Raw genomic sequence first — 23488 nt, 5'->3', positions numbered from 1 at the left:
GCCGGGTGGGCGGTGCCCCTCGCTACCTGGCGTCGCCGCCCGGATCAGCCCAGCCGGGCCAGTACCGGACGCAACGCGGCGGCCACGTCGGGCGCGGTCACCGGACCGCCACGCGCCGCCTCCCGCCCGGCCAGCCCGTGCAGGTACGCCGCCGCGGCGGCGGCCCGCTCCGGCGCCAGCCCGGCGGCGAGCAGCGAGCCGAGCAACCCGGCCAGCACGTCGCCGGTGCCGCCGGTGGCCAGTGCCGGGGTGCCGGTCGGATTCACGTACGCGCGACCGTCGGGCGTACCGATGACCGTGCGGTCGCCCTTGAGCAGCACCACCGCGTTCATCCAGGCGGCCAGCCGCAGCGCGGCGGCGACCCGGTCCTCCCCCGGCATCTCGCCGCAGAGCCGGGCGAACTCCCGGTCGTGCGGCGTCACCACTATCGGCGCGTCCCGCCCGCGCAGCCGGTCAGCCAGCTTGCCGTCCACCAGGAGCGTCAGCGCGTCCGCGTCGAGCACCACCGGCACCGGCGCGGCCAGCACCGCGCGCAGTTCGGCGGCGGACTCCTCGCCGGTGCCGAGCCCGGAGCCGCAGACCCACGCCTGCACCCGGCCCGCGTCGGCGACCCTGCCGGTGGCGATCACCGACGGGTGCTGGTGCAGCACCTCGCCCTTGGCGCCCCCGGCGTAGCGGACCAGGCCGGTGGGGCCGGCGAGCGCCCCGGCGACCGAGAGCACCGCCGCGCCCGGGTAGGTGGCCGAGCCCGTGGCCACGCCGACCACGCCCCGGGAGTATTTCTCCGACGACGCGCCGAGCGCCGGCCACCAGTCGGCCACGTCCGCCCGCTCGATCACCTGGAGCGCCGGAGTGCCGCGCAGCCAGGGCGTCAGCCCGATGTCGACCAGCTCGACCTCTCCGGCCAGCTCGGCGGCCGGGCCGACGACCAGTGCGGGCTTGAGCGCGCCGAAGGCGACAGTCACGTCGGCCCGGACCGCGCGGGGCCGACCCGCGTCGGTGAGCGGGACGTGGCCGGTGTCGACAGCGACGCCGCTCGGCACGTCGACAGCGACCACTGTGGCGGGCGTGCCGTCGCGTCCACGCTGCCCGGTCAGGCTCGCGGCCAACTGCTCGGCCGTCTCCCGCAGCCCGCCGGTGCCGCCGATGCCGACGATGCCGTCGAGCACCAGGTCGACCACCTCGGGCGGCCGGTCGGCCACCCGGCCACCGGCGGCGCGCAGGGCGGCCAGGCCCTCGGCGTGCGCCCGGCCCGGCGTGAGGAGCAGCGCTGTCACCGCCGCACCCCGGCGGGCCAGGTGCGCGCCCGCGAAGAGGGCGTCACCACCGTTGTCGCCGGAGCCGACGAGCAGCAGCACCCGGGCGCCGTAGACGCCGCCCCGGCCGCCGAGCAGCAACGCGCAGCGGCGGGCCAGCCCGGCCGCGGCCCGCTGCATCAGCGTGCCGGGCGGGAGGGCGGCCATCAGGCCCGCTTCCGCCGCGCGAACGTCAGCGACCCGCCACACCCGTCTCATGCCACCCCACCCCGTCCGGTCGCGCCGGCTCAGCTTCCGCCCGCGGCTCCCCCGACCACGGCCTCACCCTACCGGCGGTACGCGGCGCGGACCGGCTGACGGAGCGCCCCTGTGGATAACCCCGGACGTTGTCCACAGGGGTCGGCGGACGCTGTCGAGTGCCGCCTAGCGTCCCGGTGTCCGGAGCCGGCCGGTGGCGCCGGGCGAGGGAGGGCACGTGGTGGAGAAACCGTTCGACGTCGACCCGGGGCTGCTGCGCACTGTGGCGCGCGAGCTGGCCGACGACGCCTACCGACTGGCTCGCGGGCCGGGCGCGGCGCCGGAGTCGTTGCTGGTGGCGGCACCGGACGGCTGGCGCACCGGTACGGCGCTGGCCGACCTGGAGTCGGCGGTTTGCCGCTGGTCCGGCGCGCTCGGTGCCCGGGTGGCCGACACCGCCGAGGCGATACGTCGCGGGGCGGACGGCTACGAGGCGGTGGACGAGCGAGCCGCCCGCCGCCTCGCCGGGGTGCTCCGGTGAACGGCGGCACCACCGACGTGCCGGCCGGCTACGCGCAGCTCTGGCGGGCCGACCCGGGCTCCTGGTGCACCGCCGCGACGGCGTGGCGTGGTCTCGCCGGGCCGGTACGGCAGCGCGCCGACGCGCTGACCGCCCGGATCGGCGCGCTCCGCCCCGGGTGGTCGGGTACGGCCTCGACGGCGGCGCAGCGGCGGATCGAGGGCCTGCGCACCGAGCTCACCGACGTGCTGCCGGCGTTGTTCGAGGTCGACCAGGTGCTCGCCGAGTTCGGCGCGCGGCTGGGCGCGGCGAAGGCCCGGCTCGGCGCCGAGGTGGCCCGCGCCGAGTCCGGCGGCCTGCTCGTGGACCGCACCGGAGCGGTCCGGCCCGATCCGGCCCGGCCGGTGGCGCAGGCGGGGCCGGCGGTGGCCGACGCGCGGGCCGGGATCCGGCGTGCGCTCACGCTCGCCGGAGCCGCCGACCGGGAGGCCGCCGCCCGGCTGGCGGAGCTGACCACCGCGGCGGTACGCGGCTGGGTCAGTGTCCCGCCCGCGTGGCGGCCCGGCCCCGGCGCCGGACCGGCCGAGGTGAGCCGCTGGTGGGCGGCGCTGAGCCCGGCCGAGCGGCGCTGGCTGGTGGGGCGGGAACCGGGCCGGATCGGCCGTCTCGACGGGCTGCCGGCCGCCGCGCGGGACCAGGCCAACCGGCTGTTGCTCGGCCGGCGGCGGGAACAGCTGCTCGTCCGGCGGCTCGCCCTGCTGCGCCCGCTTCCGGCCGGCCCGTCGGAGGTGTCCCGGCGGGTCCGGCTGGCAGGTGTCGAGGCGGCGTTACGCGGGCTGGACGGGCTCGGTGAGCGGCTGGCGTCGGGCGGGGCGCCGCGGGCGTACCTGCTGGGGCTCGACCCGGCCGGCGACGGCCGCGCGGTGGTGGCGCTCGGCAACCCGGACCGCGCCGCCTCGGTGCTCACCTACGTCCCGGGCATGACCTCGGATCTCGCCGACGCCCCGGCCGAGCTGGACCGGGCGGCCCGGGTGTTGCGGCGGTGCGCGGCGCTCGGGCCCGGCGACGAGACGGCGGCGGTGCTCTGGCTGGACTACGACGCGCCGGACTTCCTCACCGAGGCGGCCGGCACCCGGCAGGCCGAGGACGCCGGCCCGGCGCTGCACCGGTTTCAGGAGGGGTTGCGGGCCGCGCACGAGGGCCCGCCGGCCCGGCAGACGGTGCTCGGGCACAGTTACGGCTCGCTGGTGGTCGGCGCGGCCGCCCGCGACCACGGGTTGAGCGCCGACGCGCTGGTCTTCGTGGGCTCCCCGGGAGTCGGCGTGGACCACGCCGCCGACCTGCGCATGCCCGCCGGGCAGGTCTGGTCGTCGACAGCGCCGGACGACGTGATCCGGCTGACCCGCCCGCCGGACGAGCTGGCCCGCCGCGCGCTGCTGGCGGGTACGCCGCTCGGTCCGGCGCTCGCCGCGCTGGACGGGCACGGCGAACGCCTCTGGTTCGGCGCCGACCCGAGCGCGCCGGGCTTCGGCGGCCGGCGCTTTCCGAGCGCCCCGCACGGCCACACCGGCTACTGGGATCCGGACAACCCGGCGCTGGACGGCATGGCCCGGATCGTGCTGGGCCGGTGACCAGCGCCCTCCGGCGGCGGCCCGGAACCGCCCCACGACCGCCCGCGAGGCAGGCCGGAAACGGCGCGGTCCCTCCACCCGGTGGACGGGCGGAGGGACCGTGGACGAGCCGGAACTACTCGACGGTGACCGACTTGGCCAGGTTCCGGGGCTGGTCGACGTCGTGCCCGCGGGCGGCGGCGATCTCGGCGGCCAGCACCTGCAACGGCACCGTGGTCACCAGCGGCGCCAGCAGCGTCGGCGTACGCGGCACGTAGATCAGGTGGTCGGCGTAGCGGACCACGGCCTGGTCGCCCTCCTCGGCGATCACGATGGTGCGGGCGCCGCGGGCGCGTACCTCCTGGATGTTGGAGACGACCTTGTCGTGCAGCATGCCCCGGCCGACCGGGGAGGGCACGATGCAGATCACCGGGGTGCCCTTGTCGATCAGCGAGATCGGGCCGTGCTTCAGCTCGCCGGCGGCGAAGCCCTCGGCGTGCATGTACGCCAGCTCCTTGAGCTTCAGCGCGCCCTCCAGCGCCACCGGGTAGCCCACGTGCCGGCCGATGAACAACACCGTCGGCTCGGACTTCAGCTCGCGGCCCAGCTCGCGGACCGGCTCGATGCGGTCCAGCAGCTCCCGCAGCTTGCCCGGCATCTCCTGGAGCTGGGCCACCACGGCGCCCACCTCGTCGGCGAACTTGATGCCGCGCACCTGGGCCAGGTGCAGGCCGATCAGGTAGCAGGCGACGACCTGGGTGAGGAACGCCTTGGTGGAGGCGACGGCGATCTCCGGCCCGCCGTGGGTGTAGAGCACGGCGTCGGACTCGCGCGGGATGGTCGAGCCGTTGGTGTTGCAGATCGCCAGCACGCGGGCCTTCTGCTCCTTGGCGTGGCGCAGCGCCATCAGCGTGTCCATGGTCTCGCCGGACTGCGAGATCACCACGATCAGGGTGGACCGGTCCAGCACCGGGTCGCGGTAGCGGAACTCGCTGGCCAGCTCCACCTCGCAGGGGATGCGGGTCCAGTGCTCGATGGCGTACTTGGCGACCAGGCCGGCATGGTAGGAGGTGCCGCAGGCGACGATGAAGATCTTGTCGACGTCGCGCAGGTCCTGCTCGCTGAGGCGGACCTCGTCGAGGGCGATCTCGCCGGTCTCGGTGAGCCGGCCCAGCAGCGTGTCGGCGATGGCCTGCGGCTGCTCCTCGATCTCCTTGAGCATGAACCAGTCGTAGCCGCCCTTCTCGGCGGCCGACGAGTCCCAGTCGATGTGGAAGTCAGTGCCGCTCGCCGGCTGACCGTGGAAGTCGGTGATGTCGATGCTGTCCGGGGTGATCAGGACGATCTGGTCCTGCCCCAGCTCGACCGCGTCCCGGGTGTGCTCGATGAACGCGGCGACGTCGCTTGCCAGGTAGTTCTCGCCGTCGCCCCGGCCGACCACCAGCGGCGAGTTGCGCCGGGCGCCGACCACCGCGCCGGGGATGCCGGCGTCGACGGCGAGCAGCGTGAACGCGCCCTCCAGGCGCCCGCAGACCACGCGCATGGCGGCGGCGAGAAGCTGCGGGCTGTCGGGCTCGCCGGCCGAGCGCAGGTCGGCCAGCGCACGGGCGATCAGGTGCGCGGCGCACTCGGTGTCGGTGTCGCTGGTGAACTCGACGCCCTCGTCCTCCAGCTCGGCGCGGAGCTTCGCGAAGTTCTCGATGATGCCGTTGTGGATCACCGCGACGCGGCCGTCCGGGGAGAGGTGCGGGTGGGCGTTGCGGTCGGTCGGGCCGCCGTGCGTGGCCCAGCGGGTGTGGCCGATGCCGGTGGTGCCGTCGCCGATGCCGATCGGGCTGGCGGCGCAGTCCTCGGGATTGTCCGCCGCCCGCTCGGAGAGGACCTTCTCCAGGTTGGCGAGCTTGCCGGCCTTCTTCTCGGTCAGCAGCTCGTCCTCGCAGACCACTGCGACACCGGCCGAGTCGTAGCCGCGGTATTCGAGACGCCGCAGTCCGTCGAGCACGATGCCGAGCGCCGGGCGGGCACCGGCGTAACCCACGATTCCACACATGGTCCGCAGCCTAACCGAGTTTCGCTCATCGCGCGTGCTCGGAAAGCCGGTTAACGATCACTGACTTTGAGCGAACCGAACGCCGAGGTGGCCATTGCCGGACAAAGCACCATAGGGGTCGTTCGGACCGCCCGGACCGGTTCGGGACGCGGCACGCGGACCGCCGGCCGGGACCGCGTGGCTGGCCGTCACCGCCTACATTGAGGCCGGGCGCCGTCCCCCGGCCCCGTCGTTCCGCGGTCGTCCGCGCCGTACCCCTGTGAGCTGAGCCCATGTCCGAGACGACCCCCTCCCCCGAACCGGCCCCCGGACCGGCCGACCCGACCGCCGCGCCGGCCACGCCGCAGCCCTCCTCCTGGACGCCACCGGACCCGCTGGCCGCCCCGCAGCCGTGGACGCCACCCGAGCCCTGGTCGCCGTCCCCGGCACCCAGCCCCTGGGCGGCCCCCGGCCCGGAGAGCGCGTCCGGGACCGACCCGGCCACGTCCCCGAGCGGCGCGGGCCGGCCGGTGGGCGGACCGGGGTGGGCGGCTCCGGCCGACCCGGCAGCCCCGCCGGCCCCCGGCGATCCCCAGTCGTCAGGCGTGCCGGGCGGGCCCGGGTGGCCGGCCCAGCCGGGCGTACCCGGCTCGTCGGCGCAGCCGGGCTGGACACCGGGCGCCTACCCGCCCGGCTCCTACCCGCCGGGCCCCTATCCGCCCGCGCCCTACCCGCCGCCGTACGCGCACCCCGGCGGGCTTCCCCGCCGCAGCGCCGGCGGCTGGGTGGCCGGTCTGGTGGTCGGCATCGTCACCGTTCTGGCACTCATCGTGTGCTGCTGTGTCGGGCTGTCCTTCCTCGGCCGGGGGATGGACAGCACGGGAGCCTCCGGCGAGCGGTACGACGGGCCGCTGTACGGCGAGCCCGACGGGCCGCCCGGGTGGGCCGACGAGCCCAGCCGCGCCCCGGCCCGGCCGGCCACCACCCCGTCCGGCGGGCCCGGCAAGTTCACCGTGCTGTACGAGGTGACCGCCACCGACGGCGAGGCCGAGGTGCAGTTCTACGACGCGGACGCGAACTTCCACCAGCCCGGTGCCGTGGACACGCCCTGGCGGCTGAGCTTCACGGCGAACGACCGCGAGCGGGTGCAGATCATCGCCAGCCCGGTCGAGTCCGGCGACGTGACCTGCCGGATCACCGTCAACGGCAAGGTCGTCTCCAAGGACTCGGGCGAGTACGGCGCGACCTGCTTCGGCTGGTGAGCACTCGGCGGCGGGCCGTAGGCTGGCCGCCGTGACGACGACCGATCCCCTGGTGGCCCGGATGCGGCCGTTCGGCACCACCGTCTTCGCCGAGATGTCCGCTCTCGCCGTGCGTACCGGCGCGGTCAACCTCGGGCAGGGCTTCCCGGACACCGACGGCCCGCCGGAGATGCTCGCCGCCGCCGCCGAGGCGCTGCGTACCGGCCACAACCAGTACCCGCCCGGCCCGGGGATCCCCGCGCTGCGCGCCGCCGTCGCCGAGCACCAGCGCCGGTTCTGGGGCCTGGAGTACGACCCGGACGGCGAGATCGTGGTGACCGCCGGGGCGACCGAGGCGATCGCGGCGAGCATCCTCGCGCTCTGCGAGCCGGGCGACGAGGTGGTCTGCTTCGAGCCGTACTACGACTCGTACGCCGCCTCGATCGCGCTCGCCGGCGCGGTCCGCCGCCCGGTGACGCTGCGGCCCGGCCCCGACGGCAGGTACGCGTTCGACCCGGACGAACTGCGGGCCGCGTTCGGGCCGCGTACCCGGCTGGTGCTGCTGAACTCGCCGCACAACCCGACCGGCAAGGTCTTCACCGCCGACGAGCTGGCCACTGTGGCCGAGCTGTGCCGGGAACACGACGTGTACGCGGTCACCGACGAGGTCTACGAACACCTGGTGTTCACCGACGCCGCCGCGCCGCACGTACCGCTGGCCACGCTGCCGGGCATGCGGGAGCGGACGCTGCGCATCTCGTCGGCCGGCAAGACGTTCTCCTGCACCGGCTGGAAGGTCGGCTGGGTCAGCGGGCCCGCGCCGCTGGTGGCAGCCGTACTGCGGGTGAAGCAGTTCCTGACGTTCGTCAACGCCGGGCCGCTGCAACCCGCGGTGGCGGTGGCGCTCGGGCTGCCGGACGCCTACTTCTCCGGGTTCCGGGACGACATGCAACGCCGCCGGGACCAGCTCGCCGCGGGGCTGGCCGACGCCGGGTTCGGCGTGCTCGCGCCGGAGGGCACCTATTTCGTCACCGCCGACGTCACGCCGCTGCGCGGCCGGGACGGGGTGGAGTTCTGCCGGGCGCTGCCGGAGCGCTGCGGCGTGGTGGCGGTGCCGACGCAGGTGTTCTACGACGACGTGGAGGCCGGCCGCCGGCTGATCCGGTTCGCGTTCTGCAAGCGACCTGAGGTGCTGGCCGAGGCGGTGACCCGCCTGCGCCGCCTGCGCACGGACTGAACCGCCCGCCGAGGGAGCCTCGGCGGGCGGCGTGGTTCAGGCGACCGGGCTGGCGGTGCGGACCTGCTCGGCGATGCGCTCGGCGACCTCGCGCGCGGTGTCCTCGGTGGCCGCCTCGACCATGACCCGCACCAGCGGTTCGGTGCCGGAGGGGCGCAGCAGCACCCGGCCGGTCTCGCCCAGCTCCGCCTCGGCGCGCTCCACCTCGGCCCGGACGGCGGGCGCGGCGGCACCGACGGTACGGTCGCCGACCGGCACGTTGATCAGCACCTGGGGCAGCTTGGTGACCACCGAGGCCAGCTCGGCCAGCGAGGTGCCGGTGGCGGCCATCCGCGCCATCAGGTGCAGGCCGGTCAGCACGCCGTCGCCGGTGGTGGCGTACGCGGGCAGCACGATGTGGCCGCTCTGCTCGCCGCCGAGCGCCAGGCCGGAGGCGCGCAGCTCCTCCAGCACGTACCGGTCGCCGACCTTCGTCTCGACCAGCCGGATGCCGTGCTCGGACATGGCGAGCCGCAGGCCGAGGTTGCTCATCACGGTGGCGACCAGGGTGTCCTGGGTCAGTTCGCCGGCGTCCCGCATGGCCAGCGCGAGGATCGCCATGACCTGGTCGCCGTCGACCTCGTCCCCGTCGGCGGTGACCGCGACGCAACGGTCGGCGTCGCCGTCGTGGGCGATGCCGAGGTGCGCGCCGTGCTCGACCACGGCGGCGCGCAGCGCGTCGATGTGGTTGGAACCGCACTCGTCGTTGATGTTGAGCCCGTCCGGCTCGGCGTGGATGGCGATCACCTCGGCGCCGGCCTCCTGGTAGGCGACCGGGGCGACGTCGGCCGCCGCGCCGTTGGCGCAGTCCACCACGACCTTGATCCCGTCGAGGCGGTGCGGCACGGTGCCGACCAGGTGCTGCACGTAGTGGTCGGCGCCGTCGAGCAGGTCGTTGACCCGGCCCACGCCGGCGCCGATCGGGCGCTTCCAGGCGGTGGTGGCGTTCGCCTTCACCGCCTCCTCGATCCGCATCTCGATCTCGTCGGGCAGCTTGTGGCCGCCGGCGGCGAAGAGCTTGATGCCGTTGTCCGGCATCGGGTTGTGCGATGCGGAGAGCATCACGCCCAGGTCGGCCTTGATCTCGGCGGTGAGGAACGCCACCGCCGGGGTGGGCAGCACGCCGACCCGGACCACGTTGGCGCCGGCGCTGGTGAGCCCGGCGACCACCGCCGCCTCCAGCATCTCGCCGCTGGCCCGGGTGTCCCGGCCGACCACCGCGAGTGGCGGATGGCTCTTGTCGGTCTCGGCCAGCGTGTGGGCCGCGGCGACCGCGACCGCCAGCGCCAACTCCGGGGTGAGATCCGCGTTCGCCCGCCCGCGTACGCCGTCCGTGCCGAACAACCGGCCCATACCCGCCAACCTCCGTGGAACTGCCGATGAGAGGAGAAACGCGGAACGGCCGGTCCGCCTCCCGGGAAGGGGAGGCGAACCGGCCGTCCGTCAGAAGTACAAGACGCTTGTGATCAGCGCTTCGAGTACTGAGGAGCCTTACGGGCCTTCTTGAGGCCGTACTTCTTGCTCTCCTTGACCCGGGCGTCACGGGTCAGGAAGCCGGCCTTCTTCAGGGCCGGGCGGTCGTCGGGCTCGCTGACGATCAGCGCCCGGGCGATGGCGAGCCGCAGCGCGCCGGCCTGGCCGGTGGTGCCGCCGCCACGCAGGTTGGCGATCACGTCGAACGCCTCGGGCTTCTCGGCGGTGACCAGCGGGTCCTTGATGAGCTGCTGGTGCACCTTGCTCGGGAAGTAGGCCTCGAGGTCGCGGCCGTTGCAGGTGATCTTGCCGCTGCCCGGGACGATCCGGACCCGGACGATGGCTTCCTTGCGCCGACCCACGGTCTGGATCGGGCGGTCACCACGGGGCGCGCGCGCGACGGGCGCCGGCGCCTCGGTGGCCTCGGGGGCGACCTCGGTGGCGGTGATGTCGGTCATGCTGCTTCCTTCGCCCGCGCTCACTGCGCGATCTGCTTGATCTCGAACGGCACCGGCTGCTGCGCGGTGTGCGGGTGCTCGGCACCGGCGTAGACCTTCAGCTTCTTGATGAGCTGACGGCCCAGCTTGTTGTGCGGAAGCATGCCCTTCACGGCCAGCTCGATGGCCCGCTCGGGCCGCTTGGTCAGCAGCTCGTCGTAGCCGACCCGCTTCAGGCCACCCGGGTAACCGGAGTGGCGGTAAGCGACCTTGGTCTGGCGCTTGTTGCCGGTCAGCGCGACCTTGCCCGCGTTCACGATGACGACGAAGTCGCCCGTGTCGACGTGCGGCGCGAAAGTCGGCTTGTGCTTGCCACGCAGGAGCGTGGCGGCGTGGGTCGCCAGGCGGCCCAGCACGACATCAGAGGCGTCGATGACGTGCCACTGACGCTCGATCTCACCCGGCTTCGGGCTGTACGTACGCACAGGTCTACCTTGTCTCGTCGTCGGTCTGGGGTCGCGCGCCGAGGTGACCAGGAGTTCCCAGCCGGACCAGCGCGCACGAACGACCAAGCGTACCTGATGCGGCACGCCTAAGAATGTCGTACAACAGCAGGCAACGATACCCGGCCGCCCGGCGGCAGGTCAAAACGGGGTCGCGCCGTGCGTGGCCTGCGGGTCCGTCATGGCACAGGTCACACGCCGGCCAGCGTACGCGACCCGGGACGCAGGTAGACCACCCAGGTCACCAGGAAGCAGAGCGCGTACCAGCCGATGAACGCCAGGTAGGCGGCGTCGGCGGTGCCGGAGGTCAGGAACGACTGCCGGAACGCCACGTTCACCAGCACCCCGCCGGAGGCGCCGACCGCACCGGCGATGCCGATCACCGCGCCGGCCAGCCGCCGGGCCCGCCGCTGCGCCGCCTCCGGGTCGCCGGTCAGCTCACCCTCCGCGACGGCCCGGGCCCGGAAGATCGCCGGGATCATCTTGTACGTCGAGCCGTTGCCGATCCCGGAGAACACGAACAGCGCCAGGAACCCGGCCAGGTAGAGCGGGAACGACCGGTCCCGGGCGGCGTACAGCACCAGTCCGGCACCGGCGGCCATCGCCACGAAGTTCCAGAACGTGACGCGGGCCCCGCCCAGCCGGTCGGCGAGCTGGCCGCCCACCGGCCGGATCAGCGAGCCGATCAGCGGCCCGAGGAAGGTCAGCCAGGCCGCGTCCACCGGCGTCGGGAACCGGTCGTGGAACTGGAGCTGGAGCACCTGGCCGAAGGCGAACCCGAAGCCGATGAACGAGCCGAACGTGCCGACGTAGAGCAGCGACATCACCCAGGTGTGCGGCTCGCGGGCCGCCGCGCGCAGCGCGCCCGGCTCGTTGCGCGCCCCCGGCACGTTGTCCAGCCACCGGGCCGCGGCCAGCGCGGCGAGCACGATCAGCGGCAGGTAGACCGCCGGCACGAGCCGGGGGTACGCGGCGCCGGCGGTCGCCAGCACCGCCAGCCCCACCAGTTGCACCGCCGGTACGCCCAGGTTGCCGCCACCGGCGTTGAGCCCCAGCGCCCGGCCCTTGAGCCGCTCCGGGAAGAAGAGGTTGATGTTCGCCATCGACGAGGCGAAGTTGCCGCCGCCGACGCCGGACAGGCAGGCGAGCACCATCAGCGTGGTGTACGACACCCCGGGCTCGATCAGCAGTGCCATCGGCACCGCCGGCACCAGCAGCAGCAGGGCGCTCACGATGGTCCAGTTCCGGCCGCCGAAGCGCGCCACGGCCAGCGTGTACGGCAGCCGCAGCACCGCCCCCAACGCGGCCGGCACGGCGGTGAGCAGGAACTTCCCGGCCGGATCGATGCCGTACCCGGGGCCGAGGAACAGCACCATGACCGACCAGAGGCTCCACACCGAGAAGCCGACGTGCTCGGCGAAGATCGAGACGTACAGGTTGCGCCGCGCCACCCGGGCGCCACCGGCGGCCCAGAACGCCCGGTCCTCCGGCCGCCATTCGGTGAGCCGGCCGGCGTCGGTGGCCGGCGGCGTGGTGGGTGCGGAAACGAGCGTGCTCACGGGCGACTCCTCCTCGTCGACGACGAGGCGACGCTCTCAGCCGCTGATTTCCCCGGCGTGCCCCGCGCGCGTCGGCCCGGCAACGGAGACCGCACGTCCGCCGGACAGCGCCGGTGAGACGGTCACAGCTCCTGGAGGATCCGCAGCGCCCGGCCGACCCGCTGCATGGTCTCGGTGTCGGCCACGTCCACGCACTCGGCGAACCACTTCTTCATCGGTGAGGAGATCCGATCGGGCATCACCACGTACGCGCCCATCCGCACGGCGAGCGGCGAGTCGCGCAGCAGCGTCTCCTCGACCACCTCGGCCACGATCACGATGGGCACCGCCGTGGCGTTGTAGACGTCCGAGCTGATCACCAGACCGAAGCGTTCCCGGGCGCCGGAGATGCGCCAGACCTCACCCCTACGCAGCACGCGGGCGCCCGCCGAAGAGGGCGTCGTCGACGAGCGCGGCCTCCTGGGCGTCGGCCAGGGCGGCGGCCTCCAGGTCGAAGCCGGCACGGCCGACCGCGTCGGCGTGCGCGGTGAAGACCTCGCGCAACGCCTTCTCCCGGGCAGCCTGGTCCATCCAGGCGGAGAGGGAGAGCCCTTCCCGCTTGGCGAACCGGCGCGCCTCCTCGATCGTCTCGTCGGAGAACGACAGGGTCACCTTGGCGGTCATGCCAGGAAGACTACCCAGCGGTATGACCGCCAGTCATCCTCGTGCCCGCCGATCGCTGAATCGGACACCAGCAGGTGAAACAAACGAAGCCAGTTGCGGATATTGCACTTGAGGGCGACGATGGACCAGGTCCGAACGGTTGGGACGACGCAAGCCGCATCTGCCACAAGGAGCCGTCATGAGCCTCAGCACCGGCATGGCCGCCTCGGTCATGCCCACCGAGGGAGTGGAGCGCCAGAAGGCGGCCGCCATGGAGGAGTTCCTCGTGCGGCACCCCCTCGCCGCAGGCGCGGACGCGGGCGCCGCCCGCCTCGTCTCCGCGAACGGTGACGAGGTCGAGGTTCCCGCGCAGATGTTCGACGTTCTCCGTCAGATCTCGGCGATGCTCGCCCGCGGCGACGGCGTCGCGATCAGCGCGGTCTCCCGCGAACTGACGACGACCGAGGCGGCGAAGCTGCTCGGCATGTCCCGCCCCACGCTCGTCCGCCTCCTGGAGAACGGGGCGGTCGCGTCCCACCGGGTCGGCAGCCACCGGCGTCTCTTCCTCCGCGACGTCCTCGCATTCCGGCAACGGCAGATGGACGAGCGACGGAAGTCGTACGAGGCGCTGATGTGGGAGTCCGACGCGCTGGGTTTCACCGACGACGTGTAGTTCCGGCCCCGGCCAGGAGGCGCTGGGTAGGGTGTCCACTGTGATCCCCAGTGCCTCACTGGTGTTCCTGGATGCGAACGTTCTCTATTCCAGGACCCTTCGCGACTGGATCAGTCTTCTCGCGCTCGAAGGCGACTGCACCGTCTTCGACCTCCGGTACAGCGAGGACGTCCTGTCGGAATGAATGTATCGCCTGCGCCGGAAGCGACCCGAGCATTCCGAACAGGCAATCGGCGGGCAGCGCCGCAGGTTCGTCCAGGCGTTTCCGTACGGCCTCGTCACCGGCTATTCGCCGCACGACGTCCCGTGCCCACCGGACCCGGACGACCGGCACGTACTGGCCGCCGCCGTCCACGGCCGCGCCGACATCCTGATGACCGACGACCGGCGCGCCTTTCCGCCGGAATGCGTACGGGAATCGCTGTCGGTCCGCACCGGCGACGAGTTCCTCAACTGGGCGGCCGACCGTTCGATGCCTCTGGTCATGAGGACGTTGGCGCGGCAGATCGACTACTACCGGCGCAGCCTGGTCGCCGAGGACAAGGATGCGATCGAATTGCTCGCCCACCTACGGAAGGCCGGCGCACCCCGGCTCGCCGAGCGGCTTGAGAATCACCTCGCCGATCCGTCCGGCCGCTGACCGCCGAAGACCGCGAAACGCCACTCCTTGAAGAAGCAGTCCACGTCCGCCAGGCCCGCCTCGGCCAGCCACCGGCACTGGTCTGCCACCGTGGCCGGCCGGTCGTGCCGCATCCGCTCCCGGGCGCCGGCGATCTCCTCGGCGTCGGAGCCCAGCTCGGTGATCCGCGCCGTCCACACCTCGTCGTAGCGGCGGTCCAGCGCCGGGGTCGGCCCGGCCACCTGCTCGGCGTTGACGAACACCCCGCCCGGGACCAGCGCGTCGGCGGCCCGCCGGTACAGCGCCCGCTTGCCCTCGTCGTCGAGGTGGTGGATGGCCAGCGCGGACACCACCGCGTCGTACCGCCCGGCGGGCAGCGGGTCGGCCAGGTCGGCGTGGACCGTGCGATGGGGCACGCCGCGTTCGCCCAGGTGCCCGGCGGCCACGGCGAGCATGCCGGGGGCGCCGTCCACGAGCGTCAGGCGGACGCCGGGGACGGCCGCGGCCAGCAGCAGGGACAGCAGGCCGGTGCCCGCGCCCAGGTCCAGCACCTCGGGGGTACGCCCGGCGGCGAGCGCGGCGCGCAGCGGCGGCGCGGCCACCTCGACGGCGGTGCCGTAGAAGGCGTCGAAGCAGGGCACCAGGCGACGTCGAGCCTGGTCGTAGGTGCCGGCCACCGCGTCGAACGCGTCCGTCACGCTCATGATGCCTCCCGAAATATGAGATTGTTGTCCCACATTCTAGGCCTTGCGGGCCGTCCCGTCACGTGCGTGCGGTGTGAAGCGCTCGTGACAGGACCGAAACAGAGCAGACCCGGACCGGAAACCGCCCGACGGCACGCTTTTCCGACATGACAGACGGTGCACGCACGGCGACGCGAGCGGAGCAACGCTCCGTCGAGATTGCCACGCACTGCCCGTACTGCGCCCTGCAGTGCGGCATGATCCTGCGCGCCACCGGCGACGGCGTCGAGGTAGGCGCCCGTGACTTCCCCACCAACCGCGGCGGCCTGTGCCAGAAGGGCTGGACCGCTGCCGACCTGCTCGACCACCCGGACCGGCTCACCACCCCGCTGCTGCGCGACCGGCCCGGCGGCGAGCTGCGCCCGGCGACCTGGCACGAGGCACTCGACCGCGTCGCCGCCGGGATCCGGGACGTGCAGCACCGCCACGGGCCGGACGCGGTCGCCGTCTTCGGCGGCGGCGGCCTCACAAACGAGAAGGCGTACGCGCTGGGCCGCTTCGCCCGGGTGACACTGCGGACCCGGCACATCGACTACAACGGACGCTGGTGCATGTCGTCGGCCGCCGCGGCCGGCAACCGGGCCTTCGGGGTCGACCGTGGACTGCCGTTCCCGCTCGCCGACCTGGGGCACGCGGACACGCTGCTGCTCGTCGGCGCGAACCCGGCCGAGACCATGCCGCCGCTGATGCGGCACGTCGCCGACCTGCGGGAACGCGGCGGCCGGGTGATCGTGGTCGACCCCCGCGCCACCGCCACGGCCCGGCAGGCCGACCTGCACCTGCAACCCCTGCCCGGCACCGACCTGGCGGTGGCGAACGCGCTGCTGCACATCGCGCTCACCGAGGGCTGGCTGGACCGGGCATACGTGGCGGAGCGGACCGCCGGCTTCGACGAGGTACGGCGGACGGTGGCCGGCTACTGGCCGGCGGAGGTGGAACGGCTCTCCGGCGTGCCGGTGGCCGACCTGTACGCGACAGCCCGCGCGCTGGCCACAGTGGATCGCGCGGTCATTCTCACCGCGCGGGGCGCCGAGCAGCACGCCAAGGGCGTCGACACGGTGACCGCCTTCATCAACCTGGCGCTCGCCCTGGGCCTGCCCGGCCGCCCCGGCTCCGGCTACGGCTGCCTGACCGGGCAGGGCAACGGGCAGGGCGGCCGGGAACACGGGCAGAAGTCCGACCAGCTCCCCGGCTACCGGCGCATCGACGACCCGGCGGCCCGTGCGCACGTCGCCGGGGTGTGGGGCGTCGAACCGGACGCGCTACCCGGGCCGGGGGTGCCGGCGTACCAGCTCCTGGACGCGCTCGGCACGCCGTCCGGCGCGCGGGCGCTGCTTGTCTTCGGGTCCAACCCGGTCGTGTCAGCGCCCCGCGCCGCCCGGGTCGAGTCCCGGCTGCGCGCCCTGGACCTGCTGGTGGTGGCGGACTTCGTCCGCTCCGAGACGGCCGAGCTGGCCGACGTGGTGCTGCCGGTCGCCCAGTGGGCCGAGGAAAACGGGACGATGACCAACCTGGAGGGCCGGGTACTGCGCCGCCGGGCGCTGCGCGAACCACCCGCCGGAGTCCGTACCGAGCTGGCGATCCTCGCCGCGCTCGCCGGACGGCTGACCGAGGGCGGTACGCCGCTGCCGGCCGACCCCCGCGAGGTCTTCGCGGAGCTGGGTCGGGCCTCGGCCGGCGGGCCGGCCGACTACGCCGGGATCACCTGGGACCGGATCGACGCCGACACCGGCGTCTTCTGGCCCTGCCCGGACCGGGACGGCCCGGACACGCCCCGGCTGTTCGCCCACCGCTTCCCCACCCCCGACGGCCGGGCCCGGTTCCATCCGGTGACCCACCGGCCGGCCGCCGAGCCGGTCTGCGCCGACTACCCGCTGCACTTCACCACCGGCCGGGTGCTGGCTCAGTACCAGTCCGGCGCGCAGACCCGGCGGGTGGCCGCGCTGCGCCGCGCCGCGCCCGGCGGCTTCGTCGAGCTGCACCCGGACCTGGCGGCCCGGATCGGCGTGACCGAGGGGGCGCCGGTACGGGTGGTCTCCCGCCGGGGCGAGCTGCGCGCACCGGCCCGGCTCAGCACGGCGATCCGGCCGGACACCGTCTTCGCGCCGTTCCACTGGCCCGGCGCGCAACGCGCCAACTCGGTCACGAACGACGCGCTCGACCCGGTCTCCGGGATGCCCGAGTTCAAGGTCTGCGCGGTCCGGGTGGAGCCGGCATGAACGAGCGCATAGTCGTCGTCGGCTACGGCATGGCCGGCGCCCGGCTCGCCGCCGAGCTGCACGCACGCGGCGGGGACCGGCGGATCACCGTGCTCGGGGCGGAGCCGCACCGCGCGTACAACCGGATCATGCTCTCCACGCTGCTCGCCGGGCGCATCGGCGAGCCGGACGTGGAGCTTGTCGAAGCCGTCGGGCCGGGCGTCGAGGTCCGCACCGGCGCGGCCGTCACCGCCGTGGACCGGGCCGCCCGCGAGGTGGTCACCGCCGACGGCGACCGGCACGGGTACGACCACCTGGTGCTCGCCACCGGCAGCCGGGCCGTCGTGCCACCGCTGCCGGGCCTCGCCCCGCTGCCCGAGCGGGTCGTCCCGTTCCGCACGCTCGGCGACTGCCGGCGGATCCTCGCCGCCGCCGAGGGCGCGCGGCGCGTGATCGTGCTCGGCGGCGGGCTGCTGGGTCTGGAGGCGGCCCGTGGGCTGGCCGCCCGGGGGCTCGACGTGACTGTGGTCCACCCGGTCGGGCACCTGATGGAACGCCAGCTCGACCCGCTGGCCGGCGCGGTCCTCGCGGGCACGCTCGCCGGCCTGGGCGTCCGGTCCCGGCTCGGGGCACCGGCGACCGCCGTGAGCGCCGGCACCGACGGCGTCCGCCTGCACCTGGCCGACGCCGAACCGCTCGACGCCGACCTGCTGGTGCTCTGCTGCGGGGTACGCCCCGACACCGCGCTCGCCGCGGCGGCCGGGCTCGCCGTCGACCGGGGTGTGGTGGTGGACGACCGGATGCGTACCAGCGACAGACACATCTCCGCGATCGGCGACTGCGCCCAGCACGACGGGACGCTGACCGGGCTCGTCGCGCCGGCCTGGGCTCAGGCCCGGGTGGTGGCCGACGTGCTGACCGGCGCCGATCCGCTGGCCCGCTACCGGCCCCGGCCGGCGGTGACCCGGCTCAAGGCAGCCGGCATCGACCTGGCCGCGATGGGCGACGTGGCCGGGCCCGGCGACCCGGGCGGCCCGGTCGAGGAGCTGACCTTCGCCGACCCGGCCCGGGGCACGTACGCCCGGCTGCGCATCCGGGACGAGCGGCTGACCGGCGCGATCCTGCTCGGCGACAACCCGGCGGTCGGCACCGTGGTGCAGCTGTTCGACAGGGGCGCGCCGGTGCCGGCGGACCGGCGTTCGCTGCTGCTCGGCCGGACGTTCGGTGACGCACCGGCCGAGCCGGCCGCGTCGCCGGCGCTGATGCCGGACGCCGCGACCGTGTGCCGGTGCAACGACGTGAGCAAGGGCGCGCTGGTGGCGTGCTGGCGGGCGGGCGCCCGGACGGCGGCGGCGCTGTCCACGGCGACCCGGGCCGCCACCGGCTGCGGCAGTTGCCGGGAGGCGGTGGCCGGCATCGCCGCCTGGCTCGCCGAGGCCGACCCGCTGACGACCGACGAGGAACGCGAGACGGTGGAGGTGGCGTCATGAGCGAGCCGATCAGGGAGCTGGTCGTCGTCGGGAACGGCATGGTGGGGCAGCGCTTCGTCGAGGCGCTGCGGGCCCGGGACACCGACGGGCGGTGGCATGTCACGGTCCTGGCCGAGGAACGGCGTCCGGCGTACGACCGGGTGCGGCTCTCCGCCGTCTTCGACGGGGTGGACGCCGACGAGCTGAACCTGCACACCCCCGACGCCGGTGTGGACCTGCGCCTGGGTGAGCCGGCCACCGGCGTCGACCGGGCGCGGCGGGTGGTGACCACCGCGGCCGGTGCGTACCCGTACGACGCGCTGGTGCTGGCCACCGGCTCGTACGCGTTCGTGCCGCCGGTCGACGGCACTGATCTGCCCGGCGTCTTCGTCTATCGGACGCTTGACGACCTGGCCGCGATCCGGGAGCACGCCCGGGGCCGCCGCACCGGCGCGGTGATCGGCGGCGGGCTGCTCGGGCTGGAGGCGGCGAACGCGCTGCGGCTGCTCGGGCTCGCCACGAGCGTTGTCGAGTTCGCGCCCCGGCTCATGCCGGTGCAGGTGGACGAGGCGGGCGGGGCGATGCTCCGGCGGTACGTGGAGGAGCTGGGCGTCACGCCGTACCTCGGGGTGGCCACCACGGCCCTGCGTTCCGGGCCGGACGGCACGGTGACCGCGCTCGACCTGGCCGACGGCCGCACCGTCGACGCGGACCTGGTGGTGGTGGCCGCCGGGATCCGGCCCCGGGACGAGCTGGCCCGCGCGGCCGGGCTGCCGCTCGGCCCGCGCGGCGGCGTGCTGGTGGACCCGGCCTGCCGGACCGCCGACGAACGGATCTGGGCGGTCGGCGAGTGCGCGGCTGTCGACGGGGTCTGCCACGGCCTGGTCGCGCCCGGGTACGCCACCGCCGAGGTGGTCGCGGACCGGCTGCTCGGCGGCGCGGCCACCTTCCCCGGCGCGGACACCGCGACGAAACTCAAGCTGCTCGGCGTGGACGTGGCCTCGTTCGGTGACGCGCACGGCGTCACCCCGGGCTGTCTCGACGTGACGTTCACCGACCCGGCCACCCGGTCGTACGCGAAGCTGGTCCTCTCCGACGACGCGCGGACTCTGCTCGGCGGCGTGCTGGTCGGGGACGCGAGCGCGTACCCGGCGTTGCGCGCCAGTGTGGGCGGGCCGCTGCCCGCTCCCCCGCTGGCGTTGCTGGCGCCGGCCGGCGGCGCGGGCGCCGGTGCGGGCGCGTTGCCCGCCACCGCGCAGGTCTGCTCCTGCAACGCGGTGACCCGCGCCGACCTGGACGCGGCGATCGCCGGCGGGGCGACCGACGTGCCGGCGCTGAAGGCGTGCACCCGGGCCGGTACGAGCTGCGGCTCCTGCGTGCCGATGCTGAAGCAGTTGCTGGACGCCGCCGGGGTGCGCCAGTCCACGGCGTTGTGCGAGCACTTCGACCACAGCCGGCAGGAGCTGTTCGACCTGATCCGGGTACGCGGCATCGGCACGTTCTCCCGGCTCGTCGCCGAGCACGGGCGCGGAAGCGGATGCGACATCTGCAAGCCGGTGGTGGCCTCGATCCTGGCGTCGCTGGGCACCGGGCACGTGCTCGACGGTGAGCGGGCGTCGCTTCAGGACACGAACGACCACTTCCTGGCCAACCTGCAACGCGACGGCAGCTACTCGGTGGTGCCCCGGATACCCGGCGGCGAGATCACCCCGGAGAAGCTGATCGCGATCGGTGAGGTGGCGCGCGACTTCCGGCTGTACACGAAGATCACCGGCGGGCAGCGGATCGACCTGTTCGGCGCGCGGGTCGACCAGCTGCCGCAGATCTGGCGGCGGCTGGTCGACGCGGGCTTCGAGTCGGGCCACGCGTACGGCAAGGCGCTGCGCACGGTGAAGTCGTGCGTGGGCGACACCTGGTGCCGCTACGGGGTGCAGGACTCGGTCGGGCTCGCGGTGGCGCTGGAGCTGCGCTACCGAGGGCTGCGCGCGCCGCACAAGCTCAAGTCGGCGGTCTCGGGCTGCGCCCGGGAGTGCGCCGAGGCCCGGAGCAAGGACTTCGGGATCATCGCCACCGAGACCGGCTGGAACCTGTACGTCGGCGGCAACGGCGGTTTCCGGCCCCGGCACGCCGACCTGTTCGCCACCGACCTGAGCACAGCCGAGCTGGTCACCCTGATCGACAGGTTCCTCATGTACTACATCCGCACCGCCGACCGGTTGCAGCGCACCGCCGCCTGGATCGAGGCGATGGACGGCGGCCTGGACCACCTCCGGTCGGTGATCGTGGACGACTCGCTCGGCCTCTGCGCCGACCTCGACGCGGCGATGGCCCGGCACGTCACGAGCTACTCCGACGAGTGGCGCGACGTCCTGGAGGACCCGGACCGGCTGCGCCGCTTCACCTCCTTCGTCAACGCGCCAGACGTGCCCGACCCGTCCATCACGTTCACCCAGGAGCGGGGCCAGCCGGTGCCGGCCCGGGGCGCGCCCCCGGACGGCGGACACCGCCGCCAGCCCGTCGTTCTGGGCCTGCCGGAGGTACGCCGATGAGCCCCGTGGTCACGCTGGACTGGACACCGGTCTGCCCGCTGGACCGGCTCGACCCCGACCGGGGTGTGGCCGCGCTCGTCGACGGCGTCCAGGTGGCCGTCTTCCGCACCGCCAACGGGCTGTACGCGGTGGACAACCTCGACCCGGTCGGCGGCGCGTACGTCATGTCCCGGGGGCTGGTCGGCAGCCGGGGCGGGGTGCCCACGCTCGCCTCGCCGCTGCACAAGCAGGTCTACGACCTCACCACGGGGCGGTGCCTGGACCTTCCGGGAGTGACGCTGCGCCGGCATCCGGTGCGCTGCCGGGACGGCCTGGTCGAGGTGCGGTTACGGCAGGAGGAATGATGCGGGACGAGCTGGCCGGCTTCACCATCGGGGTCACCGCCGACCGGCGGCGCGACGAACTCGCCGCGCTGTTCCAGCGGCGTGGGGCGCGGGTGGTGCTCGCCCCGGCGCTGCGGATCGTCCCGCTGGCCGACGACAGCGACCTGCGTGAGGCCACCCGGGCCTGCCTGGAACACCCGCCGGACGTGCTGATGGCGAACACCGGCATCGGCATGCGCGGCTGGCTGGAGGCGGCCGAGGGCTGGGGGCTGGCCGAGCCGCTGCGCACCACGCTCGCCGGGGCGTACGTGGTGTCCCGGGGTCCGAAGGCGACCGGGGCGATCCGCGCCGCCGGGCTGCGCGAGCACTGGTCCCCGGAGTCGGAGAGCTGCGACGAGGTGATCGAGCATCTGGTCCGGCGCGGTGTGGCCGGCCAGGTCGTGGCGATGCAACTGCACGGCGAGCGGCAGCCCGAGTGCGCCGACGCGCTGGTGGCGGCCGGGGCCACGGTGATCGAGGTGCCGGTCTACCGGTGGGCGCCGCCGGCCGACCCGGCGCCGCTGCACCGGCTCATCGACCTGGTGGCCGGGCGGCTCGTCGACGCGGTCACGTTCACCTCGGCCCCGGCGGCCGAGGCGCTGCTGCGGGCGGCCGGGGACCGTACCGAGACGGTGCTGGAGGCGCTGCGCGGCGACGTGCTGGCCGGATGCGTCGGCACTGTCACCGCCGAGCCGCTGGTACGGCGCGGCGTGCCGGTGAGCGCGCCCAGCCGGGCCCGGCTGGGCGCGCTCGTGCGCACCATCGTCGAGGAGCTGCCCCGGCGTACCGTCTCGGTGAAGGCGGCCGGGCACGTGCTGACGCTGCGCGGGCACGCCGCTGTGGTGGACGGGGAACTGCGCCAGCTGGCGCCGGCCCCGATGGCGGTGCTGCGGGCGCTCGCCGCCTCGCCCGGGAAGGTGCTCTCCCGCACCGCGCTGCTGCGTACGCTGCCGCGCGGCGCCGACGAGCACGCCGTGGAGATGGCTGTCGCCCGCCTGCGGGCCGGCCTGAAGGCGCCCCGCGTGGTGCAGACGGTGGTCAAGCGGGGCTACCGCCTGCGGGTCGACTGACCCGCAGGCGGTCAGCCCACCGAGGCCGGGTAGCCGTGCTCGGCCTGGAGGCGGAGCATGGCGTGCTCGACCACAGTCACCAGCACCTGCTTGACCGAGTCGCGCCGCCGGGCGTCGCACAGCACCATCGGCACGTCCGGGGAGATGGCGAGCGCCTCCCGGATCTCCTCCAGCTCGTAGTGCGGCGCGTCTTCGAAGCGGTTCAACGCCACGACGTACGGCAGCTTGCGGTTCTCGAAGTAGTCCAGCGGCGCGAACGCGTCGGTGATCCGGCGGGTGTCCACGAGCACCGCCGCGCCCACCGCGCCCCTGATGATCTCGTCCCACATGAACCAGAAGCGCGTCTGGCCGGGCGTGCCGAACAGATAGAGGATCAGGTCCTCGGCCATTGTGATACGGCCGAAGTCCATGGCGACCGTTGTGGTCTCCTTGCCCGGCACCTTCGACGCGTCGTCGATGCCCACGCCGGCCGCGGTCATCAACGCCTCGGTGGTCAGCGGCTGGATCTCGGAGATCGCCCCGACGAGCGTGGTCTTTCCCACGCCGAAGCCACCCGCGATCACGATCTTCGCGGAGATGATCTCCCGGCCGCGGTTCACCCCGTCGGGGTCATAGTTCGCGAAGTCCACTTAGCACCCTTCCAAGCAGGTTCATCCGCGCCGCGAAACCCGTCGCGGGAGCGGCAGTGTGTAGCGTCAGCAGGCCCTCGGCCACCATGTCGGCGACCAGCACCCGGGTGACGCCCAGCGGCATCCGGGTGTAAGCGGCGATTTCCGCAAGCGACTGCGCCCGGCCCTCACAGACCGAGGAGATGCGGTACTTGTCGTGCCCGGCGAAGCGCGCCTCGGCCGACTGCGTCGGCGTGCTCGACAGCACCGCTTCGAGCGCGATGTTCTGCAACGGCTCGGTGCGGCCCCGGGTGACCGCGTACGGCCTTACCAGCGCGCCACGTGGATCACGTCGCGGTTCCAATTCGCGATCACCTCCCCTCGTACGGAGCCGCACCGGCTCCGGTCGTCAGC

The 23488-nt window shown here is 74.2% G+C and carries 23 protein-coding genes; 12 read left to right on the top strand and 11 right to left on the bottom strand.

Annotated features, from left to right (window positions below; genetic code table 11):
• Positions 1–44: 44 nt before the first annotated feature.
• Positions 45–1514, bottom strand: a complete 1470-nt coding sequence (locus AB0B20_RS18650; protein WP_357389037.1) for an NAD(P)H-hydrate dehydratase — start codon at positions 1512–1514, stop codon at positions 45–47.
• 217 nt (positions 1515–1731) lie between these two features.
• On the opposite strand from AB0B20_RS18650, the gene AB0B20_RS18645 reads away from it, so the two are divergent.
• Positions 1732–2034, top strand: a complete 303-nt coding sequence (locus AB0B20_RS18645) for a hypothetical protein (protein WP_357389035.1) — start codon at positions 1732–1734, stop codon at positions 2032–2034.
• On the top strand, positions 2031–3644 hold the full coding sequence (locus AB0B20_RS18640; protein ID WP_357471946.1) for an alpha/beta hydrolase: 1614 nt from the start codon (positions 2031–2033) through the stop codon (positions 3642–3644). The genes AB0B20_RS18645 and AB0B20_RS18640 overlap by 4 nt, the downstream gene beginning before the upstream one ends.
• Positions 3645–3759: 115 nt before the next feature.
• On the opposite strand, the gene glmS is transcribed toward AB0B20_RS18640, so the two are convergent.
• Positions 3760–5673, bottom strand: a complete 1914-nt coding sequence (gene glmS, locus AB0B20_RS18635) for a glutamine--fructose-6-phosphate transaminase (isomerizing) (RefSeq protein WP_357389031.1) — start codon at positions 5671–5673, stop codon at positions 3760–3762.
• 272 nt (positions 5674–5945) lie between these two features.
• Here glmS and AB0B20_RS18630 point away from each other — a divergent pair, with 272 nt between their 5' ends.
• On the top strand, positions 5946–6914 hold the full coding sequence (locus AB0B20_RS18630) for an MmpS family transport accessory protein (protein WP_357389029.1): 969 nt from the start codon (positions 5946–5948) through the stop codon (positions 6912–6914).
• Between the two features lie 31 nt (positions 6915–6945).
• Positions 6946–8130 (top strand): pyridoxal phosphate-dependent aminotransferase, encoded by a 1185-nt coding sequence (locus tag AB0B20_RS18625; RefSeq protein WP_357471943.1) that lies wholly within the window; start codon positions 6946–6948, stop codon positions 8128–8130.
• 36 nt (positions 8131–8166) lie between these two features.
• Here the strand turns inward: AB0B20_RS18625 and glmM are convergent, their stop codons facing one another.
• The 6 genes from glmM to AB0B20_RS18595 all read right to left on the bottom strand — a co-directional run bounded on the left by glmM (position 8167) and on the right by AB0B20_RS18595 (position 12804).
• Positions 8167–9522, bottom strand: coding sequence for a phosphoglucosamine mutase (gene glmM, locus AB0B20_RS18620; RefSeq protein ID WP_357471940.1), 1356 nt, complete (start codon positions 9520–9522; stop codon positions 8167–8169).
• Positions 9523–9635: 113 nt separating this feature from the next.
• Complete coding sequence (gene rpsI, locus AB0B20_RS18615; protein ID WP_088991922.1) at positions 9636–10100, bottom strand: 30S ribosomal protein S9; 465 nt, start codon at positions 10098–10100, stop codon at positions 9636–9638.
• A 20-nt stretch (positions 10101–10120) separates the two neighbouring features.
• The gene (gene rplM / locus AB0B20_RS18610) at positions 10121–10564 is read right to left on the bottom strand and encodes a 50S ribosomal protein L13 (RefSeq protein WP_354870501.1); all 444 of its coding nucleotides are present in this window, start codon (positions 10562–10564) and stop codon (positions 10121–10123) included.
• A gap of 209 nt (positions 10565–10773) precedes the next feature.
• Positions 10774–12141, bottom strand: coding sequence for a nitrate/nitrite transporter (locus AB0B20_RS18605; protein ID WP_357471936.1), 1368 nt, complete (start codon positions 12139–12141; stop codon positions 10774–10776).
• A gap of 122 nt (positions 12142–12263) precedes the next feature.
• Positions 12264–12557: a type II toxin-antitoxin system PemK/MazF family toxin gene (locus AB0B20_RS18600; protein ID WP_357389021.1), complete on the bottom strand. Its 294-nt coding sequence runs from the start codon at positions 12555–12557 to the stop codon at positions 12264–12266.
• Positions 12547–12804, bottom strand: coding sequence for a DUF6364 family protein (locus AB0B20_RS18595; protein ID WP_357389019.1), 258 nt, complete (start codon positions 12802–12804; stop codon positions 12547–12549). The genes AB0B20_RS18600 and AB0B20_RS18595 overlap by 11 nt, the downstream gene beginning before the upstream one ends.
• 178 nt (positions 12805–12982) lie before the next feature.
• On the opposite strand from AB0B20_RS18595, the gene AB0B20_RS18590 reads away from it, so the two are divergent.
• From AB0B20_RS18590 to AB0B20_RS18580, 3 genes are read left to right on the top strand one after another with little or no spacing between them, the layout of a single operon-like run.
• Positions 12983–13456, top strand: a complete 474-nt coding sequence (locus AB0B20_RS18590) for a helix-turn-helix domain-containing protein (RefSeq protein WP_357471933.1) — start codon at positions 12983–12985, stop codon at positions 13454–13456.
• Between the two features lie 40 nt (positions 13457–13496).
• Entirely contained in the window at positions 13497–13640 is a 144-nt protein-coding gene (locus AB0B20_RS18585) for a hypothetical protein (protein ID WP_357471930.1), read from the top strand.
• The gene (locus AB0B20_RS18580; RefSeq protein ID WP_357471927.1) at positions 13641–14096 is read left to right on the top strand and encodes a hypothetical protein; all 456 of its coding nucleotides are present in this window, start codon (positions 13641–13643) and stop codon (positions 14094–14096) included.
• On the opposite strand, the gene AB0B20_RS18575 is transcribed toward AB0B20_RS18580, so the two are convergent.
• Positions 14069–14779: a class I SAM-dependent methyltransferase gene (locus tag AB0B20_RS18575; RefSeq protein WP_357471924.1), complete on the bottom strand. Its 711-nt coding sequence runs from the start codon at positions 14777–14779 to the stop codon at positions 14069–14071. The two genes, AB0B20_RS18580 and AB0B20_RS18575, sit on opposite strands and share 28 nt — an antisense overlap.
• A gap of 146 nt (positions 14780–14925) precedes the next feature.
• Between AB0B20_RS18575 and AB0B20_RS18570 the strand changes: the two genes are divergently transcribed.
• Genes AB0B20_RS18570 through AB0B20_RS18550 form a run of 5 tightly spaced genes read left to right on the top strand, consistent with a single transcriptional unit; the run spans position 14926 to position 22466 of the window.
• On the top strand, positions 14926–17037 hold the full coding sequence (locus AB0B20_RS18570; RefSeq protein WP_357471921.1) for a molybdopterin oxidoreductase family protein: 2112 nt from the start codon (positions 14926–14928) through the stop codon (positions 17035–17037).
• Positions 17034–18506 carry an FAD-dependent oxidoreductase gene (locus AB0B20_RS18565; protein WP_357471918.1) on the top strand — a complete coding sequence of 491 codons (1473 nt, stop codon included), beginning with the start codon at positions 17034–17036 and terminating at the stop codon, positions 18504–18506. The genes AB0B20_RS18570 and AB0B20_RS18565 overlap by 4 nt, the downstream gene beginning before the upstream one ends.
• On the top strand, positions 18503–21034 hold the full coding sequence (gene nirB / locus AB0B20_RS18560; RefSeq protein WP_357471915.1) for a nitrite reductase large subunit NirB: 2532 nt from the start codon (positions 18503–18505) through the stop codon (positions 21032–21034). The genes AB0B20_RS18565 and nirB overlap by 4 nt, the downstream gene beginning before the upstream one ends.
• Positions 21031–21378, top strand: coding sequence for a nitrite reductase small subunit NirD (gene nirD / locus AB0B20_RS18555; protein ID WP_013288584.1), 348 nt, complete (start codon positions 21031–21033; stop codon positions 21376–21378). Before nirB ends, nirD begins: the two co-directional genes overlap by 4 nt.
• Positions 21378–22466, top strand: a complete 1089-nt coding sequence (locus AB0B20_RS18550) for a uroporphyrinogen-III synthase (protein WP_357389005.1) — start codon at positions 21378–21380, stop codon at positions 22464–22466. The genes nirD and AB0B20_RS18550 overlap by 1 nt, the downstream gene beginning before the upstream one ends.
• Before the next feature lie 11 nt (positions 22467–22477).
• Here AB0B20_RS18550 and AB0B20_RS18545 read toward each other — a convergent pair whose 3' ends face one another.
• Together AB0B20_RS18545 and AB0B20_RS18540 are read right to left on the bottom strand one after the other, a co-directional pair.
• Entirely contained in the window at positions 22478–23095 is a 618-nt protein-coding gene (locus AB0B20_RS18545) for an ATP/GTP-binding protein (protein ID WP_354870472.1), read from the bottom strand.
• Complete coding sequence (locus AB0B20_RS18540; protein WP_030501578.1) at positions 23076–23438, bottom strand: DUF742 domain-containing protein; 363 nt, start codon at positions 23436–23438, stop codon at positions 23076–23078. The genes AB0B20_RS18545 and AB0B20_RS18540 overlap by 20 nt, the downstream gene beginning before the upstream one ends.
• Positions 23439–23488 lie beyond the last annotated feature (50 nt).

It is taken from the genome of Micromonospora sp. NPDC049151 (assembly GCF_040648395.1).
In the GTDB taxonomy this organism is placed as follows: Bacteria; Actinomycetota; Actinomycetes; order Mycobacteriales; family Micromonosporaceae; genus Micromonospora.
The sequence above is the reverse complement of the archived record's forward strand: the minus strand, read 5'-3'. Positions and strand labels throughout refer to the sequence as shown.

Coding starts and splice junctions, on each gene's coding strand:
- nirD (WP_013288584.1), top strand. CDS start 21,031: ATGAGCCCCGTGGTCACGCTGGACTGGACACCGGTCTGCCCGCTGGAC.
- nirB (WP_357471915.1), top strand. CDS start 18,503: ATGAGCGAGCCGATCAGGGAGCTGGTCGTCGTCGGGAACGGCATGGTG.
- rpsI (WP_088991922.1), bottom strand. CDS start 10,100: ATGACCGACATCACCGCCACCGAGGTCGCCCCCGAGGCCACCGAGGCG.
- AB0B20_RS18595 (WP_357389019.1), bottom strand. CDS start 12,804: ATGACCGCCAAGGTGACCCTGTCGTTCTCCGACGAGACGATCGAGGAG.
- AB0B20_RS18630 (WP_357389029.1), top strand. CDS start 5,946: ATGTCCGAGACGACCCCCTCCCCCGAACCGGCCCCCGGACCGGCCGAC.
- AB0B20_RS18580 (WP_357471927.1), top strand. CDS start 13,641: ATGTATCGCCTGCGCCGGAAGCGACCCGAGCATTCCGAACAGGCAATC.
- AB0B20_RS18590 (WP_357471933.1), top strand. CDS start 12,983: ATGAGCCTCAGCACCGGCATGGCCGCCTCGGTCATGCCCACCGAGGGA.
- AB0B20_RS18570 (WP_357471921.1), top strand. CDS start 14,926: ATGACAGACGGTGCACGCACGGCGACGCGAGCGGAGCAACGCTCCGTC.
- AB0B20_RS18575 (WP_357471924.1), bottom strand. CDS start 14,779: ATGAGCGTGACGGACGCGTTCGACGCGGTGGCCGGCACCTACGACCAG.
- glmM (WP_357471940.1), bottom strand. CDS start 9,522: ATGGGCCGGTTGTTCGGCACGGACGGCGTACGCGGGCGGGCGAACGCG.
- glmS (WP_357389031.1), bottom strand. CDS start 5,673: ATGTGTGGAATCGTGGGTTACGCCGGTGCCCGCCCGGCGCTCGGCATC.
- AB0B20_RS18650 (WP_357389037.1), bottom strand. CDS start 1,514: ATGAGACGGGTGTGGCGGGTCGCTGACGTTCGCGCGGCGGAAGCGGGC.
- AB0B20_RS18565 (WP_357471918.1), top strand. CDS start 17,034: ATGAACGAGCGCATAGTCGTCGTCGGCTACGGCATGGCCGGCGCCCGG.
- AB0B20_RS18550 (WP_357389005.1), top strand. CDS start 21,378: ATGCGGGACGAGCTGGCCGGCTTCACCATCGGGGTCACCGCCGACCGG.